This is a genomic window from Baaleninema sp. (genome assembly GCF_049974805.1).
Taxonomy (GTDB): domain Bacteria; phylum Cyanobacteriota; class Cyanobacteriia; order Cyanobacteriales; family Geitlerinemataceae; genus Baaleninema.
The window spans coordinates 3235-21190 of sequence record NZ_JBNGCO010000025.1; the positions used below are offsets into that span (position 1 = coordinate 3235).

A 17956-nucleotide genomic window follows, 5' to 3' on the forward strand; every position below is an offset into this window, starting at 1 on the left:
AAGCCTCAAGTTTCAAGCCTCAAGTTTCAAGCCTCAAGTTTCAAGCCTCAAGTTTCAAGCCTCAAGTTTAACCCCTCACTTAACACAGTTGTTCCATGTCCGATCGAGATCGCTATTTGGCTGTAATCGATAAAATAGTCGAAACCACCCTCGCCGGGAAAATTCGCTCCCAAGAGCAGATTTACCAACGACTGCTGCGAGACATCCGCCCAGGAACGGGGGAAATTTTCGAGCGATGTCTCGCCGAACGCATGGAGGAAACCGAGGCGTCGGTGGGAACGACGACGAAAGCCAGTCGGATACTGCGGGCGTTGCAAACGATTGAAAAGCAGTGGCAACGCTGGCAGAAAGAAAATCAGGAAACTGCTGCGATTACCTCAGCGGTGCGATCGATCCTCGCCTCGGAACCCGAAGATCGCTTAGAAGCCTTGTTGGGGGCGATCGATCCCAACCAAGATACCCCTTGGACGGGGGAACAGTTACGCCAACTCGCCAAATCCCTCCACGGGGAAGCCGAAGACGACTCGCCACTTCGCCAGTTGGCGGCGGGACTTACGGAAGGATTGACCACCTTCGCCCGCTTGGAAGGGGATCTCGTCAGTTGGATGTACGAAACTCGCCGCAACATCGGCTTTGGCGGAACGGAAGAACGCCCGGGTCCGTGGAGTCTCTGGGCGCGAAATACGGAAGCCTATTTTCCGGGCGAAGTGTTCCAAACCCTCGCCCGAGGGGAATCTCTCGGAGAACTGGCGGCGCGACATTCGGATTTAAGCGGACAGCAGTTTGTGGAACTGGCGATCGTGTTACAGGGGTTGCAGCGGGGGTTAGTCACCTGGTTCGATCGCCAGCCTTACGATGTCAAAATGGGCAAACAGCTCTCGGTGAGTACCTTTTTGGTCTTTTCCTCTGTTTGGTGTCAGCTGTCGGAGGGCTTTTCCACTCGCCCGGTTTTGGCGGACGCTTGTTTTCAGATGGCGTTGCAAATTCTGCGAACCTTCGCCCAGCGAGAGACGTTCCCCCTCTACGGCGGCGTGTTCGCTTCTTTCTCTGGGGAATATCTCGAACATACGTTAGAGTACCTGGAACTGCCGTTGAAACGCATTGAGGGAACTCAGGAAAAAGCGCGAATTCTGACGCTGTTGGGCTATTCGGAACGGGCCTTAGGACAACTCGATCGCGCCCGAGAATTCCACGAGGAAGCTTTGGAAATTGCCGGAGATGCCGGAGATATCGCCTGTGAAATCGCCAGTTACAACCATCTCAGTCGTTTGGATGCAGCGGCGAAAGACTACGGAACGGCGGTCGATCGCGCTCAACGGGCGTTAATTGTGGCACGACAAGCGGGCGACCGCCGGGGAGAAGCCAACGCCCTCGCCAACTGGGGTTACAGTCGCGTTTTGCAAGCCCAGCAATTGGAACGGTTGGACGAAGCGACTTCGGAACAAGCGATCGCTTATTTGCAGCAAGGGTTGACTCTTTCGGAACAATTGGGCGATCGTCAGAGTTTAGCCCTGTGCGCCTACAGTTTGGGCTTGGCTTACGTTTTGTTAGAACAGCCCTCGAGTGCTGTGGGCTATTTGCAAACCGCCTTAGAAGCCGCCCAAGCCTCGGGAGATTTGTATTTACAGGGGTTGAATTTCGCCACCCTCGCCGAAGCCTATTACAACTTGCAGGATGCGGGACGGGCGATCGTGACCGCCTCCGTCGCCGCGTTTTTACTCGATCGCATCCAAGCCAGCGAATGGCGACAGGCGGCGGGATTGCTGGCGATTATTCAAGGACAGTTGGGGGACGAAGCCTTTCAAAGCCAACTGGAACGGAATCGATCGCAAATCCTCCCTTTTATCGGCGTCGATGGGTACGACGAACTCTCGAATCTCATCGACAGACATCGCAACGACGCCTAAGACACCTCAAGCCCCGAATTTCTGAAGGCGTCCCGCGTGGGCCAGAACTAACCCCATCAAGTGCAAACCGGGGCGCGTTCCTAAGATTCCCTGGGCGCAGGCGTATTCGTCGAACCGAGACACGCCATCAACTCGCGCCGATTTCGCCTGAATCGCCAGGGGAACGGGGTGCCAACTGTGACCGCCGAGAACAGCGGGGGTGGAGTGGTCGGCGGTAATGGCGACGGTATCGGCACCGAGGTCGGTAAGGTGGGGTAACAGGCCATCGACCGCTTCGATAACCTTCACTTTACCGTCGAAGTTTTCGTCTTCGCCGCGACTGTCGGAATGTTTGACGTGGAGGAAGTAAAAATCGTAATCGTCGCCGTAGTTCGATCGCAACGCCTCAAAACGTTCTTTCATTCCCCCCGGTCGAGGGACTACATCCATTCCTAACAGGCGACTGACGCCGCGATACATGGGATAGTCCGCCACGCACAACCCCCGCAACCCGAATCGATCGCGCAAGGAGGGTAGGGGGTCGTACCGTTGGAAACCCCGTAGTAAGACGGCGTTGGCTGGATGTTCCTCGGCGAGAACTTCCCCGACTTTTTCTAGAAACCACTGGACGACTTTCGCGGTTTTACGAGAGGCTTCGTTTCTCGGTTGTGGCGGGTTCGGCGGGGTTCCCGTGGTTTGGGGGTCGGTGTCTGTAAGTTCGCCGTCGAGACCCTGACCCCGTAAGACGAAGACGGCGCGATGTTCGCTGACGGTTTGGAAGAAAAATGTTCCGTCGAACTCTTCGAGTTGGACGCGATCGCGAATCTTTTTGCAGAGGCGTCGGTTGGTGTCTGTATCGATGCGTCCAGCCCGACGATCGACCACCCGGCCCTCCTCGTCTACTGTCGCGAAGTTAACCCGCGTTGCAATGTCGTTGGGTTGCAAGTCGAAATCGCTGCCTAACGCCGAGAGGACGCCTCGTCCGATGTCCTGTTGTAGGGGGTCGTATCCGAACAAGGCCAGGTGTCCCGGTCCGCTACCGGGGGTAATGCCGGGGCCGACGATTTCGAGTTGTCCGCAACTGGCATTTTCCGCGAATCGATCGAGGTTGGGAGTTTCGGCCACTTGCAGTTCCGTGGCGCCGCGATCGGGGTCGGGAAGTCCCCCTACGCCGTCGAGAACTAGGTCAATTATTTTTCCGCCTCGGTTCCAAACGAGTTTTTCCCAAACGGTGCTGATATCCATGCGATCGCGCCTCCTGCGGGTCTCTCCGGCTTTCACTTTAAGGGTTGCGACGGGTTTCGGACATCTGAAGCTGGATAGAACTTGTCTGAGGGGGCGATCGAACGTTGGGAATTTATAACTTTTGAAATAGGTTGAGAGAGGGAGGAAGCGTCAAAGTATTTTCGAGGAATCGTCGGGAAAATATAGAGCGAAAATTCAAGTTTTCTTCAGGTAAAAGCGGAGTTTACCGGCCCTAATCGATAAACCCCGCCCACACGCTCTCCCAAGAGAGAGGAGAACCTTGTCTGTTTAGAGGAGAACACTGAAACTTAGTATAGAATTGTTGCAAATCTATGTCAACACTATTGAAAAGATTTCTCAAGAATTGAACAGGAAATTCGCTATAACCATTGCGACGCAATAGTTTACCGCGTTTTCGCGATGGGGCGATCGGACTGAAATGGCGGCGATCGACCTTCACCATCTCTGAGAATCTATCTCAAAAAGCGGATATGACGAGTCGAGTTCCGAGACTGACACCACCAGACCAACTCGCCACCCTTAGTAGTGCCGAAAAGTCCTGAAACCCTTGTTAGAAAAGATATTGCCGTATTAAAGGGTTAGACCGAAAATCTCAAATCGGTAAATGGCTGCCGGAGATGCCGGGGATCTGTCCCAAGATTAAACACATATTATATGTATTTTGTCAATCCCCGATCTCGAAAAGTTTTCTGTACCAGTGAGACTCGCCACCTCGCCGTCTGCTTAATTTCACTATTTCTACCAGACCCGGCGTATTACGTCTTTCGCTACGTGGAAGACCATAGGAACGGGAACTGCATTTCCGAACTGTTTCCCAGCTTTTTTCGAGTCCGGGTGAAATACAAAATCATCGGGAAATCCCTGCAATCGACAAAAATGCTTCGCCGTAAAAGATTTATATCGACCTTTTTTATACACCAAATTTAAAAATTTGGCTTTGTACTTCTCGGGATTGTCAGCTTGGATAAAACGAGTTGCGTAAAAGTTTTTAGTTCCCGTCGCCGTTAAGGTTGGCGCGACATCAGAATTCGGCATCACAATGCGATAGACGCCATCGATTCCCGACATATTTTTAGAGTTAACAAACTCGTATTTATGATTTTCGGTTTGACGGAAAATCTTTTTCTGAACTAAGGTATCTAATTCTTCTCTCTCTAAATCGGGAATTAATTCTTTTAAGTTCTCAAAAGACAACGGATTTCCGTCTTTGTGTCCGTATTTTTTCTTCCGTCGGTTGCGAAGCAGCGTCAAGCAAATTAATTTCTCTTTTTCCGTGGTGTCGATAATATCCCAAGAGTGAATGGTGGTGTGACCGTTTCGTAAATCGGAAAAAATGAAAAAGTCGTTTAACTCGTCGTCTTTTTGAAAGCGCGTTCGGGAAGCTGGAATGCGATCGCTCTGAAATAGAATTTCAGGATCGAGTTTGGCTTTCTCGGGAATCTCGCTGTTTTTAAATTCGTCGAGAATGTCTAACAGTTTCGGCTGGAGGCCAAGAGGCTTTGGAAATTTGTATTCTTGATGGTGTTCGATGTCGTTACGAATTCCGACAATAAATACGCGTTCGCGATTTTGAGGCAAACCAAAATCATAAGCATTTAGGATTTTCCATTTCACAGAATAGCCGATTTTTTCAAATTTTCTCAACAGAAATTCAAAGCTATTCTGGTTTTTGGGACTGGCTAAGCCTCGGACGTTTTCAAAAATAAAGGATTTCGGTTGACTGTTTTGAGTCAGTCGTAAAACATCAAACCACAATTTGCCGCGAGGATCGTCAAATCCTTTTAATTTTCCCGCCACCGACCACGGTTGACAGGGGACGCCTCCCACGAGAACGTCGAGATTTCGAGGTAATTCTGTAATTTTAACGATGTCCCCTAAGTTGGGTTCGTCGCGATTGAAATAGTTGATAAAGTTGGTTTGGTATATTTTTACAGCGTCTCGATCGATCTCTGAATATCCCAAGCATTGACCGCCGAGGCGTTCTAAGGCGATGCGAAACCCTCCAATTCCGGCAAATAAATCCACAAAGGAAAACTTACTTTTTGCCGAAACCAGATGAATGGGAAGTTCGAGTTGCAGGGGGTCGAGGGTATTCATCAATTACGTGAGAGAGCCGATCTGACGAAAACCTATTTGAGTGGAAGGTCGATCGCTAACGTGAATTTATTTTTTATATTATTGTACTATAAATATTTGAAATGGAAAACGACTGTAAAAAACTACTTTTTCACCGGAATCACTTCCGTATACTCGAAGTCGTTGGGACTGCGGCGGACGAGGGGATATCGCGTTCCGTGAAGTTCGATCGCGTCCTCCTCACAATCGGGTTTCGGAGAGTTGTACAGTAAAACGTACTCGCAACCGATGCGATCGCGCATTTCCTCCGCCACCTCACCGCGCCATTGCGTCTTCGTCACCAACACCACCAACTGATTCGCCAAGCGAGGAATCGACTTTGCTACCTGACGCCGATAGATTTCGTCGAGGCTCCCAAACGGCGAATCCATGACGATGGGGTAGGTGCTGCTGTCGGGGCCCATCAACGTATTGCGCTGACTCCACTCTCGAACCCCGTCGATAATTCCGCCGATAAACGACAAACTGAGTATCTGATTTTCTCCCGTGGACGCCGCCACCAATTGCTCGCATCCCGAAGTTTCTTCGACTAACATTAACTCGTAGTTGTCGTTCAACTTGGGACGGTACGGCGTAAACGAAATCTCACGGAACAACGCCTGAACCCGCTCTTCTAACGACAGTCGAAACTTATCCTCAAACCGTTCTTTAACGGCGATCGTCCGTTCGATCGCCTCCTCCGTCGCTGCAATCCGCCGCTGAGCCAGCAGTTGGCGGCGTTCGTTCATCTGCTGCTGGTCCACCTGTTTCCCCAGCTTCGTAATCTCGCGTTTTAAGGTGGTACGTTGCTGTTGGTTCGCACCGATTTCCCGGTTTAACTCCTGCGATCGAGTCTCCACGGTATCGAGGCGTTGCTGTAACTGCTGAATATCCTCATCGGGAAAGTCCCGCAACTGGGTTTTCGTCTCCTCCAACTGTGCTTTCACCTGTTCGAGTTCCTCGTACCCGTCGCGCAACACTTCCTGTAATCGATCGAGCCGTTCCCACACCGAATCCGCTTGTTTGTCGATTTCCTCAATTTGCGAACTGGTGCGAATCGCCGCCTCCTCCACATCGGCGCTTCCCGCTTTCTGCGTCCACCCCCGCACCCGTTCAAATAACGACGAACCCGGTTTGAGATCGCTTCCGCAAATACAGCGTTGGCGTTCCAATAAATCCTCGACGAATTCCCGTTGAATTCCTCGGGGAAACTCTCCCCGTTCCCGCAACTGGCGCACCCACTGGCGGAATTTCTCCGTCGCGTCGGACAAAAACACTGTATAACCTTTGGTTGAAACTACCTGCGCGATATCTCCTCGCGCCGTGGCGATGCGATCGACCAATTCTCGGCGTCGCGCCTCCAAAGTGTTTCGCGTCTTTTGCAACTGTTCCGCGCCGTTCAACTCCAGCAAGTGTCCGTTGAGGGTATGTTTCAACTCCTCCTGTCGCGCCAGTTCTTCTTGAATTTCCTCAGCGCGGCGTTCTAAGTGTTCTAATTCTTGTTCTTTTCGCTGCTTTTCCCGCAAAAACTTTTTGGTTTCTGGGTTTCCAATTCCCTTGAGGTTATTTTCTAAGGATTTTCGCGCTTCTTTGAGATGTCGAATTCCCAAATCGATCGCATTAATTCCCAGCAGGGTTTTCGTGGCTTGAGCGATTTCCGAACGTTTGTCGTTTCGCATCAGTTGTTCGATGCGTTCTCCGTCGAAGAAAAAGTAGCGATGCAGACTTTCGGGGAGAATTCGCGCCACCACGTCTTCCGGGTGTTCTTGGGGAAACATCCAACGTCCGTCTTCCCGCGCGAACTGCAAACTAAACTGACTGTCGCCGTATTCAACGCCAGTTTTCGTGTTGTAGGCGCGACACCAGCGTTTTGCTAAATAGCGGACGCGATCGTGTTCGAAGCAGACTTCCACCTGACATTCGACGGGTTCTTTCAGTTCGGCTTCGGCTAAAGCGCGTTTGTTAACGAGTTGGTTTTCTGAAGCGAAAGCGGCGCTAAAACGGTTGTAGAGAACCCAGGTGAAGCCATTGGTTAAGGCGGTTTTTCCCGAACCGTTGTTTCCGTGGAAAACTGTCGTGTTGAGTTGACCTCCCGCGATGGCAATTTCGGGAGTTTCGCCATAAAACTGACGAAAGTTTTTCAACTTGATGGAAATCAGCTTCATTCGGGAATGACGTTGTAGATGACTTGTAAAACGTCGTGGGTGACGCCGTAATTTTTTTGGGTGTAGAGGCGACGTCGTTCGATTTTTAAAACGTCTTCAATAATTTTTTTGACTTCTGGGCTGGCGGTTTCGACGGGTTCCCATACGTCTTCTAGGCTTTTTTTCGCGCCGTACTTCGATCGATTTTCTGACAAGATAGCCGAGCCGATTTTGTCTGTTTCTGGAATCGAATATTGAAAGGTCATCGCAGGCGAGATTTGCGAATGGCTAAGGTTATTATAGCCTATTACACTCCAAGAAAAAAGGGAGATTCGACCATATTTAAAAAAGATTCACAAAACTCTGACGCCATCGCCGCGCGATCGCCTGAGTCACGATGGGTGACTGGATTGGTTAAACTTCCAGCCCAGGAATACTCAACTGACGTTCTTGAGGTTCTGGGATTTGCAGGGGTTTTGGGGTTTCCCGGCGCAAGGTCGCCACGACACTCTGTCCGATATGATAGGCCAAATTGACGGGGATGGCATTGCCGATTTGTTTGTATTGCGCCGATAGGTTTCCGGCGAATTTCCAGCCATCGGGAAAGGTTTGAATTCGGGCGTATTCGCGAACCGTTAAGGGGCGAGTTTCTTCTGGGTGACAGCGTTCGGTTTGGGTTTGGGCGGGGCTACAAGTTAAGGTTAAAGCGGGTTCGTCCCAAGCTAAGCGTTTGGCGAATCCCGTGCGTCCGCCTCCTCGGTAATAGCTGTTTTTCATGTAGTCTTTTTGTACCTCGACGGGTAAATCTCGCCAATTTCCGCCGGGGGGAACGAGTTCCATCACTTGACGCTTGCGATCGTTGTATTGAATTCCGGGGGACGTGGGACAGTTTTCTAAGGCTTCTCGTAGGGAAATCGAGTAGCTTTTTTCGACTGGGAAGATCGGCTGTAGGTTTAAATCTTTGCGCGTGGCGATAATAAAGAGTCGTTCGCGTTTTTGGGGAACGTCTAAAAATTGGGCGCGAACGACGCGATACTCGGCTTGATAGCCGAGATTGGCTAAAATCTCGAGCATGATTTGCAGAGTTTCGCCTTTTTGATGGGTGAGTAAGCCTTTGACGTTTTCGGCGATCGCAATTTTAGGTTGTACTTGAGAGACGCAACGAGCAAACTCGAAAAATAGGGTACCTCGGGCATCTTCTAAGCCGCGACGAAATCCGGCGTGACTGAAGGCTTGACAGGGAAATCCACCGGAGACGATATCGACGCGATCGCGGACTTCTAAAAAGTCGATTTTGGCGACGTCATCGCCGATAACTTGCCAATTGGGGCGGTTATTGTTAAGGGTTTCGACGCAAGTGCGATCGCACTCCACCAAGAGTTTATGCTGAATTCCGGCGTTTTCAAAGCCTAACGCCAGTCCCCCCGCCCCGGCAAAGAGTTCGATCGCGGTAAAATTCGTCTGATTTTCTGCTTGCAAAATTCGATAACGATTTTCGGTGCGATCGCCCCGCCGCATTCGATCGAATTCCTCGAGTTCCTCAAGGTTAAAAATGCGATTTTGATTTCGATCGATATAACTTTTAATGAGTTGCTTTTTCTCCCAGGTAAAAACATCCTGGGGGGTGACACCTAAAATTCTAGCAGCTTCTGGCAAACTGACAGATTTCATCCTGAAATATTATTGTACGAATTTTGCTTCTTTTAGCTTAGCATATTTATTTCAAATAAAGCCGCTCCTCAATATATTTTAAAGAACTCGAAAATTCATTGAGAACCTCCGAGTAGCAAATACCAATTTCCGACCAAAACTCTTCTCCAATTAGAACTTTGATTCCATTTTTATCCGCTTTTTTACGACTCAGGCTTAAGCTAGATCCCATATCCAAAGCAGCAACAAACATCGAGTATGGATGGATTTTTAATTCATTAATGCTTCGAGATACTTGACTGCCAGTCAAGGTATCTTTCTTGGTTTTAATTTGGGTATAGTATAACTGACCCTCCCCAAAAATAATACAGTCAATTCCTTTTAAAGTAATCCCAAGGCGAGATTCTGGAATAAAGACGTAAGGACTCAATGCTGCAATATCCTCAATCTTATGTCCTAAATTCTCAGAAATAAACCGAGTGTAATTATTGGATAAATAAAGATTTTCAAGTCCCGCAAATTCAAAAATATTCTTGAATTTACTTTGAGTAAGTTTTAAGTTTTGTCTGAACTCAGCCTTTTCTTGTTGGAGTCCTTGCAAAACTTCTGATTCAAAGCTATCGCAGATGTCTCGGATACCCCGTTGGATTTGACGAGAATCGATCGACAAATCGACCTGCTGAAAATATCGAACCAAATCCTCATCAAGCGCACGAGCCAAACAATAGGTTTCTCTTAAATCATCATCTTCGGGGAAACCTGCCGGAAGCTCGATCGAGGTCTTCCGTTGGCGAATTCGCTCCCGCCACTGCGACGCTTCAAAAAAATCAGTCATTGAGAAAAAATGCCGTTCTGTTAGCTCGTCTTGACAGAGCAGGGATCTCGAGAAGCATTTCTGTCTCGCCCCTTTCTCGTCTGTAACCCTACAATATATCAATAGAACGGGGTAAAATGCCCTTCACCGCAGTCCACCGAAGTCAAACCCACGATGTCTTTCCAACCCCAGTACATGAGCGGTCGCGAAATCCGCGAACAATTCCTACAATTCTTTGAAAAACGCGGACACCAACGGCTTCCGAGTGCCTCCCTCGTTCCCGAAGATCCGACGGTATTACTCACCATCGCCGGAATGTTGCCCTTCAAACCCATCTTCCTGGGACAGAAGGAACGCGACTATCCTCGCGCCACCACCTCGCAAAAGTGTATCCGTACCAACGACATCGAAAACGTCGGACGCACCGCGAGACACCATACCTTCTTCGAGATGCTGGGGAACTTCAGCTTCGGCGACTACTTTAAAAAAGAAGCTATCGCCTGGGGTTGGGAACTGGTGACGCAAGTGTACGGCTTACCCCCCGAACGCCTCATTGTCAGCGTTTACGAAGACGACGACGAAGCCTTCGAGATTTGGCATCAAGACATCGGCATCGCCAAACACCGCATTCAACGGATGGGAGAAGACGATAACTTCTGGAAATCCGGCCCCACCGGCCCCTGCGGCCCCTGTTCGGAAATTTACTACGATTTCCACCCGGAAAAAGGCGATACTGATATCGATCTCGAGGACGACAGCCGCTTCATCGAGCTGTTCAACCTTGTCTTCATGCAGTACAACCGCGACAGCGACGGCAATCTTACCCCCCTGCAAAACAAAAATATCGACACGGGGATGGGATTGGAACGGATGGCGCAGGTGTTGCAAAGCGTCCCCAATAACTACGAAACGGATCTGATTTTTCCGATTATTAAAACGGCGGCGGAAATTTCCGGAATTGACTACAGCCAATCCGACGATAAAACCAAAGTGTCGTTGAAAGTCATCGGCGACCACGTTCGCGCGGTGGTTCACCTCATCGCCGACGGGGTTTCTGCCTCTAATATCGGACGGGGATACGTGGTGCGTCGCCTAATTCGTCGGGTGGTGCGTCATGGTCGTTTGGTGGGAATCGACGGCGCGTTTATCAACCAAGTTGCAGAAACGGCGATGCAGCTTTCTGAAGCGGTGTATCCCAACGTTCGCGATCGCGACAGTTTTATTAAAGCGGAATTGGAACGGGAAGAAACGCAGTTTCTCAAAACCTTGGAACGGGGAGAGAAACTGTTGGCAGAAATCCTCGAAGCCAAGCCGAAACAGATTTCTGGGGAAGATGCCTTTACGCTGTACGATACTTACGGTTTCCCCTTAGAACTGACACAGGAAATCGCCGAGGAAAACGGCATCGGCGTGGATGTGGCGGCGTTTGAGGCGGAAATGGAGAAACAGCGAGAACGCGCTCGCGCTGCGCACGAAACCATCGATTTGACGGTTCAGGGAAGTTTGGACAAACTGGCCGAACATATTCATGCTACGGCGTTTTTGGGATATACCGACGCGCAGTCTACGGCGAAAATTGAAGCCTTGTTAGTGGATGGAAAAATTGTCGAGTCGGCTGAGGCGGGAAGTGAGGTGCAAGTAGTTCTCGATCGAACCCCGTTCTATGCGGAATCCGGCGGACAAATCGGCGATCGCGGCTATCTTTCTGGGGATAACGTGGTGGTTCGCATCGACGACGTGAAGAAGGAAAACGACATTTTCGTTCACTTCGGTCGCGTGGAACGAGGAACCCTCAATACTGGAGAAGCGATCGCCGCTAAAATCGATCGATCCTGTCGCCGCCGCGCACAAGCCAACCACAGCGCCACTCACTTGTTGCAAGCGGCGTTGAAGCAAATTGTCGATGACGGCGTATCGCAAGCGGGGTCTTTGGTGGCGTTCGATCGCCTGCGCTTCGACTTCAACTGTCCCCGCGCCTTGACGCCGGACGAGGTGCAACAAGTGGAAGACTTGGTGAATACCTGGATTGCAGAAGCGCACTCGGCGCAAGTGGCGGAAATGCCACTCGAAGAGGCCAAAGCCAAAGGTGCCGTGGCCATGTTTGGGGAAAAATATGCCGATGTCGTCCGGGTTATCGATTTTCCGGGGGTGTCGATGGAGTTGTGCGGCGGAACCCACGTCAACAACACGGCGGAAATCGGCGCGTTCAAAATTATCTCGGAATCGGGGATTTCCTCGGGAGTGCGCCGCATCGAGGCGGTATCGGGTCCAGCGGTGTTGGACTATTTGAACCTGCGCGATCGAGTCGTCAAAGACTTGTGCGATCGCTTTAAAGTCAAACCGGAAGAAGTCAGCGATCGCATCACCAGTTTGCAAGAGGAACTCAAAGCCACCCAAAAACAACTCGACGCTACCAAAGCCGAACTCGCAGTGGCCAAATCCGACAGTTTGGTATCGGAAGCGGAGTCGGTGGGTGAGTTTAAAGTGTTGGTGGCGAATTTGGGAACCGCCGACGCGAAATCCTTGCAAACCGCCGCCGAACGCTTGCAACAGAAACTCGGCGAAGCGGCGGTAGTGTTGGCTGCCATTCCCAGTGAAGGGAAAGTGAGTCTGGTGGCGGCCTTTAGTAAAGGCGTCAATCAGAAGGGATTGCAAGCCGGAAAATTCATCGGTGGCATTGCCAAACTCTGCGGCGGTGGCGGTGGCGGTCGTCCCAATTTGGCGCAAGCTGGGGGACGAGATGCCAGCAAGTTACCGGAAGCGTTAGAGGCGGCGAAACAGCAGTTAGCCGACGGGTTGAAGTAGTCTTTCGCGAACTTTTAAAATAGCCCTCGTAGAGTCCTTGCAGGCAAGGATTCTACGGGGTTTCCGGCACAATACCAAAACAAGGATCGGTCGATATCATTGCAAATTTTGTAGAGAAAAATCAAGGATGACCTCTAACCTTCCTCTCTCGAAACAGGCGTTAGTTTCGCTTTACGATCGCGATTACTATCGCTGGTTAAAAGAAACTGTGAGTTTGCTTAAAACTGGAGACCTACACGAACTCGACCTCGACAATTTAATTGAAGAAATCGCAGAGATGGGAAGACGCGAAAAACGTGCGGTTTATAGTAATTTAAAAATAGTACTCTCCCATCTTCTCAAATATCGTTACCAACCCGAACGGACCTCGAACAGTTGGCGTTCTACCCTCGTCGAACATCGGCAACGCTTGCATCGTCTGTTTCGGGAAAGTCCGAGTTTGAAGCGTTACACTGAAGAAATCTTTGAGGAATCCTATCGAGATGCGATCGCTTTAGCGGCCGCTGAAACGGGGTTATCAAAAGCTATATTTCCCGAAAACTCGCCGTTTTCTATGCAGGAAACCTTGGATTTGGAATATCTGCCGTAAACGGAAGTTTTTCACCAGTTATTCACCCCAGAGACACAGAGAACACAGAGGATTGGGAATTCAAGCTGGGGGTGACAGCTATATCCCCGGCATCTCTAAGATACCGGGGTTCTGTTATCGTCAACCCGCGACAGTTTCGAGGAGTTGCCACTGTTCGCTATCGACGACGGAAGCTTTCACCAACTCGAACATTTCCTGACAGTGGTTGTTGACCTGAAGCGGGAGTTCTTCGTTCTTGACCACGAAATTCAGGCGAACCTCGCGATCGTTGTCGATGGGAACGTCGATTAAAACTTCAACAGTTACCAACTTGGCATAGGAGACTCGTCCGGGGGTCTCGCGACCCATGACGTAATCTTCCGTTTGGTAAATCGGCTCGAAGTGGCACGACTTCAGCAAGTCGGGAAGGGCTTGCCGAACGTGCTGCACGGGAGCAGCTACAACAAAGAGAGCAGTGTAGCGAGCCATAGGTAACTAGGAGGGGCGACATTGAACTCACCTTATCATATCAGAACTGATTCTGCTGACCCGTTCTGCGAGGGATAAAGTTGAAAATAGCGAAAACCCGACGCCGTGGGGACGTCGGGTTGAGAGTCGAGGACGATCGAACGCCTTTCGAGGGGGTTAGTCGCGATCGGAGTCCGGATGAATTTTCCGAATTTTTTCCTCTTCCGGACAATCCTCGCAGACGAGGGGTTCGACGTTACCTTTCGGGATGCTGGCTAACTTTTGGCTCACCGCCCCGATGCTTTCGAGGCGAACCATTTCCTCCCAAGCACAGATTTCGTCTTCTTCGTCAGATTCGTAACGCAGGGTGACTAAATCGCCTTCGATGTCTAGAATCTGAGCGCGATCGATCCAACGTTGCTGGTCTCTTAAAAAGATGCAAACTTCCCGACCGTCACAGCAGAGTTGATACAACTTTCGGTGCAGCATATTTCGTTTCTCCTACAGCATTTGACCCAATTTGGTGTTTTTCTGGACAAACGAACGCAGCTTGAAGGGGCAGTTTCGTTTATCTCTCGGTGCGAGGGGTTTAGCGATCGCCCGCGCGATCGAGATAGGTTGTTTCAACCGAGGTCATAACGCTGGAAAACGTATAGAGGGAGGGTAAACAACGAACGTTGATGTCGAACATCAAACCAGGAAAGAATTTCATTCAAGTTCAAAAGAGACTGGCCTATAGCTCACCGTTATTTTAGCGTGTTGCCGAAGCTTCGTCGATGTCAGGAGCCGACGAATTTTCAACCGGCCGTCAAGGGTTGGGGATATATCGTTAAGATAGATACGCCGTTGTTTTGAACCGGGTCTGTCCTTCGATCGCCATCGTGACTCCTTTTTCCGCCGAACGTCTCCTCTTCGATCCCGCCACTCCCGAATCCGACGCGATTCCGGTCGTTTTCGCCTTTCCCAACACCTACAGCGTCGGCATCACTAGCCTCGGCTACCAACTGGTTTGGGCTACCTTAGCGATGCGTTCCGATATCGCCGTGCGCCGTCTGTTTACAGATTTGAGCGAATCCCTTCCCAGCGATACGGAGATTTTGGGATTTTCCCTGTCTTGGGAGTTGGATTACGCCAACATTTTGAGCCTCCTCGAATCCCTCGATATTCCGGTTCGATCGCACCAACGCCGGGACAGCGACCCGTTAATTTTCGGTGGCGGCCCCGTCCTCACGGCCAATCCCGAACCCTTCGCCGATTTCTTCGATATCGTCCTTCTCGGAGACGGAGAAGACCTGATTCCCGCGTTTTTCGACGCTTATCAAGAAGTACGCCACGCCTCACGAGAGGAACAATTGCGACGACTGGCGCAGGTTCCGGGGGTGTACGTTCCCAGTCTCTACGAAGTGCGTTACACTGCCCCCGACGGTGCGATCGCCGAAATCGTCCCCGTCGAGGCCCAGGTTCCCCCCTACGTCAGCAAACAAACCTATCGCGGAAATACCCTCTCAGCCTCTCCCGTCGTCACCGAACTGGCCGCCTGGCCGAACATCTATATGGTGGAAGTGGTGCGAAGCTGTCCGGAAATGTGTCGTTTTTGTCTGGCCAGTTACCTGACGTTGCCGTTCCGAACCGCCAGTCTCGAGGGGTCTTTAATTCCAGCCATCGATCGTGGCTTGCAAGTGAGCGATCGATTGGGACTCTTAGGAGCCTCCATTACCCAACATCCCGAATTTGAAGCGTTACTCGATCGACTCGACAGCGACGAATACGATAACGTCCGCCTCAGCATCGCCTCAGTGCGGACGAACACAGTCACCCCCAAACTGGCGCAAATCCTCAGCAAACGGGACACCAAATCCATCACCATCGCCGTAGAAAGCGGGTCAGAACGCCTTCGTAAAATTATCAATAAAAAACTGGAAAACGACGAAATCGTGCAAGCGGCCGTCAACGCCAAAGCCGGAGGACTCAAAGCCCTCAAACTTTACGGAATGGTGGGACTTCCCGGCGAAACCGAGGAAGACCTCGCCCAAACCGTCGAGATGATGTTACAAGTCAAAAAAGCCGCGCCGGGACTGCGGTTGACCCTTGGGTGCAGTACCTTCGTCCCCAAAGCGCACACGCCGTTTCAAGGGTTTGGCGTCCGTCCCGAGGCCAAAAAACGCCTAAAAACCTTACAAAAAGAACTGCGATCACGGGGCATCGATTTCCGTCCCGAAAGTTATAACTGGTCGACGATTCAAGCCTTGATTTCTCGAGGAGACCGACGCATTTCGCAGGTTTTAGAACTCGTTCGAGGTTACGGCGATTCCATTGGCAGCTACAAACGGGCGTTCAAACAATTACGCGGAAAAATCCCGAATTTAGACTATTACGTTCGCGAAAATTACGAGAGCGATCGAATTTTACCCTGGCATCATTTGCACGGACCGCTCCCCCCGGAAACCCTGCGGAAACACCTCGAAGACGCCCGCCAATCGATGGTAACCGTTTAACCGAAAAAACGCGGTTTTCGATCGACAAATAACGATGTATGGTTAACAAAGACTCGTTGAGTGTAACGAGTTAACTTTAACTAGACGTCGAACCGGGTGACAAGGTTCCACAACGTCTCAAATTTTTAAAACCTGAAACCGCTTACAAGCCATTCAAACCGTCCATTCAAGCGAAAGCTGGGGGAAATCCATGAAATTGGCCCGACAACTGACCGCATTGGCGGCGATCGTCTTTTCCACCGTCGGAACCACAGGTTCCGCACTGGCGACCGGCTTCGAGTCTACCGAAGTCGATAACTCGGATTTTATCGCCATTGCCGCGCCGATCGGTCAAACCAACGGCTACCAACTACTTCTCGTCGAGCAAATCTCCGATACGCGAGCCTGTTGGACCGAACGGGGTATCAATCCCACCACCGTCGAACCGTTACTGCTGGACTTCGACTTTTCGGGAATTTGCGGACGTGCCACCGACAGTAACGGCTACTCCATTCGCATGGGCGATCGCGATTTGGGAATGCAGTACAGCTTGCGGGTAATCCAACGGGGTAGCGAACTCGTGTTAGTGGGAATACCCTTCGGACTCAATCGCAACTTACCGCAAATCGAAATCGGTCGCACTCGCGGCTTAACCGCAGGTTTCACTCGGATTTACCTCGATCCCGGTTGGCGGTTGACGCGGCGCACCTATGAAGGTCGAGCCTTGGGTCATATTTACCTGACTCACGACCTAACCTTAGCGGAGTTAACCCAACTCGAAACCCCCTCTCAACCAGCTACGGCAACGACGGTTCCCGAGGAACCCGTCGAACCGACGCTGACCCTCGACGAACCCGAAGACCCCGATATTACCGTCGAATTCGGCGAACAACCGAGCGAAACCGAAGCCCTGCGCCAACCCGAGAACTCTGAAGGCGTCGTATCTGAGGAGGAGGAACCTGAAGAAACCTCAACGGAAGTGCCGCCGATGCTACCCCGAGAAGCCTTTCGGGACAATCCCTCGCCGCTTCCGGAACTGATAGAATCCGATCGCTAACGCGGTCTCACGCGATCGCCCATCATCGTTTCTAAGCGGCGGAAATCCCGTTCCACCTCCAGCCACAAGGCGCGGTTGTGGGGGTCGGTTCGCAAAGATTTTTTTAAATAAATGCGGGCTTTTTGGAATTCCCGCCGCGCGATGCAATAGCGGCCGAACTTCTGATACGTGACCGCTTGCCACTGACGAACTTCGAGATCGGAAGCTAGGCGTTGCGCCAATCCTTCCACCAGGGCGATGGCGTGGGGAAACTTGCGCTGGCGGAACAGTTCTTGTAAGCGGTAGTAGGAGTTCGTTTTAAGCTGCCGTTCTAACTCCGAGAGATGGGGGTTATGGCGGAACGGCGATCGTGGCGGTGGCGATGGCGGCGGTTGCGATCGAGCTGTCTGGGGTGAGGAAGAAGGTTGCGATCGCGGTGGAGTTGGCGAGGCCACCCTCGCCTGACGGTGCGATCGAACCGTCTCTAACAGCCGTTGATAGGCGGCGTGCAGTTCGAGAAACTTCTCGGGAGACAGTCCTGGGTTGAGGTCGGGGTGATAACGGCGAGCCAAACGCCGATAAGAGGCTTTCACATCCTCTAACGTGGCGTTGGCGGTCAATCCTAAAACGCGATAGTCGTCGATCGGCTCCATTTCTCCGAGAGAAAGACAAAAGAATAGGTGCATCTCACGGCTGTCAAATGCCCGAAAATGCTAAAACGCAGAGAGCT

Annotated in this window: 16 protein-coding genes; 6 read left to right on the top strand and 10 right to left on the bottom strand. The window is 51.1% G+C overall.

Features of this window, described 5'->3' with window-relative positions:
• Positions 1-95: 95 nt before the first annotated feature.
• Positions 96-1907, top strand: a complete 1812-nt coding sequence (locus tag ACP5D4_RS07110; protein ID WP_428010932.1) for a tetratricopeptide repeat protein — start codon at positions 96-98, stop codon at positions 1905-1907.
• A 6-nt stretch (positions 1908-1913) separates the two neighbouring features.
• On the opposite strand, the gene ACP5D4_RS07115 is transcribed toward ACP5D4_RS07110, so the two are convergent.
• Positions 1914-3131, bottom strand: a complete 1218-nt coding sequence (locus tag ACP5D4_RS07115; protein WP_428010933.1) for a 2,3-bisphosphoglycerate-independent phosphoglycerate mutase — start codon at positions 3129-3131, stop codon at positions 1914-1916.
• A gap of 389 nt (positions 3132-3520) precedes the next feature.
• On the opposite strand from ACP5D4_RS07115, the gene ACP5D4_RS07120 reads away from it, so the two are divergent.
• Positions 3521-3694, top strand: a complete 174-nt coding sequence (locus ACP5D4_RS07120; protein WP_428010934.1) for a hypothetical protein — start codon at positions 3521-3523, stop codon at positions 3692-3694.
• Positions 3695-3890: 196 nt separating this feature from the next.
• Here ACP5D4_RS07120 and ACP5D4_RS07125 read toward each other — a convergent pair whose 3' ends face one another.
• The 5 genes from ACP5D4_RS07125 to ACP5D4_RS07145 form a co-directional block, all read right to left on the bottom strand.
• Positions 3891-5249, bottom strand: coding sequence for a DNA cytosine methyltransferase (locus ACP5D4_RS07125; protein ID WP_428010935.1), 1359 nt, complete (start codon positions 5247-5249; stop codon positions 3891-3893).
• 122 nt (positions 5250-5371) lie between these two features.
• Positions 5372-7432 carry an AAA family ATPase gene (locus ACP5D4_RS07130; protein ID WP_428010936.1) on the bottom strand — a complete coding sequence of 687 codons (2061 nt, stop codon included), beginning with the start codon at positions 7430-7432 and terminating at the stop codon, positions 5372-5374.
• Positions 7429-7677, bottom strand: a complete 249-nt coding sequence (locus tag ACP5D4_RS07135) for a hypothetical protein (protein WP_428010937.1) — start codon at positions 7675-7677, stop codon at positions 7429-7431. The genes ACP5D4_RS07130 and ACP5D4_RS07135 overlap by 4 nt, the downstream gene beginning before the upstream one ends.
• A 148-nt stretch (positions 7678-7825) precedes the next feature.
• Complete coding sequence (gene dcm, locus ACP5D4_RS07140; RefSeq protein WP_428010938.1) at positions 7826-9082, bottom strand: DNA (cytosine-5-)-methyltransferase; 1257 nt, start codon at positions 9080-9082, stop codon at positions 7826-7828.
• A 46-nt stretch (positions 9083-9128) separates the two neighbouring features.
• Positions 9129-9896, bottom strand: a complete 768-nt coding sequence (locus ACP5D4_RS07145; RefSeq protein WP_428010939.1) for a hypothetical protein — start codon at positions 9894-9896, stop codon at positions 9129-9131.
• Positions 9897-10049: 153 nt separating this feature from the next.
• On the opposite strand from ACP5D4_RS07145, the gene alaS reads away from it, so the two are divergent.
• Together alaS and ACP5D4_RS07155 are read left to right on the top strand one after the other, a co-directional pair.
• Positions 10050-12680, top strand: coding sequence for an alanine--tRNA ligase (alaS, locus tag ACP5D4_RS07150; RefSeq protein WP_428010940.1), 2631 nt, complete (start codon positions 10050-10052; stop codon positions 12678-12680).
• Positions 12681-12807: 127 nt separating this feature from the next.
• The gene (locus ACP5D4_RS07155; protein ID WP_428010941.1) at positions 12808-13269 is read left to right on the top strand and encodes a DUF29 domain-containing protein; all 462 of its coding nucleotides are present in this window, start codon (positions 12808-12810) and stop codon (positions 13267-13269) included.
• Positions 13270-13389: 120 nt separating this feature from the next.
• Here ACP5D4_RS07155 and ACP5D4_RS07160 read toward each other — a convergent pair whose 3' ends face one another.
• The 3 genes from ACP5D4_RS07160 to ACP5D4_RS07170 form a co-directional block, all read right to left on the bottom strand.
• Positions 13390-13737 (bottom strand): hypothetical protein, encoded by a 348-nt coding sequence (locus ACP5D4_RS07160; protein WP_428010942.1) that lies wholly within the window; start codon positions 13735-13737, stop codon positions 13390-13392.
• Between the two features lie 156 nt (positions 13738-13893).
• Positions 13894-14205, bottom strand: a complete 312-nt coding sequence (locus tag ACP5D4_RS07165) for a DUF6679 family protein (RefSeq protein WP_428010943.1) — start codon at positions 14203-14205, stop codon at positions 13894-13896.
• 100 nt (positions 14206-14305) lie between these two features.
• Positions 14306-14428 (bottom strand): hypothetical protein, encoded by a 123-nt coding sequence (locus ACP5D4_RS07170; RefSeq protein ID WP_428010944.1) that lies wholly within the window; start codon positions 14426-14428, stop codon positions 14306-14308.
• Positions 14429-14597: 169 nt separating this feature from the next.
• Between ACP5D4_RS07170 and ACP5D4_RS07175 the strand changes: the two genes are divergently transcribed.
• Both ACP5D4_RS07175 and ACP5D4_RS07180 read left to right on the top strand, forming a co-directional pair.
• Positions 14598-16211, top strand: coding sequence for a B12-binding domain-containing radical SAM protein (locus ACP5D4_RS07175; RefSeq protein ID WP_428010945.1), 1614 nt, complete (start codon positions 14598-14600; stop codon positions 16209-16211).
• A 190-nt stretch (positions 16212-16401) separates the two neighbouring features.
• The gene (locus ACP5D4_RS07180) at positions 16402-17247 is read left to right on the top strand and encodes a DUF3747 domain-containing protein (protein ID WP_428010946.1); all 846 of its coding nucleotides are present in this window, start codon (positions 16402-16404) and stop codon (positions 17245-17247) included.
• On the opposite strand, the gene ACP5D4_RS07185 is transcribed toward ACP5D4_RS07180, so the two are convergent.
• Complete coding sequence (locus tag ACP5D4_RS07185; RefSeq protein ID WP_428010947.1) at positions 17244-17879, bottom strand: DnaJ domain-containing protein; 636 nt, start codon at positions 17877-17879, stop codon at positions 17244-17246. The two genes, ACP5D4_RS07180 and ACP5D4_RS07185, sit on opposite strands and share 4 nt — an antisense overlap.
• Positions 17880-17956: the final 77 nt, after the last annotated feature.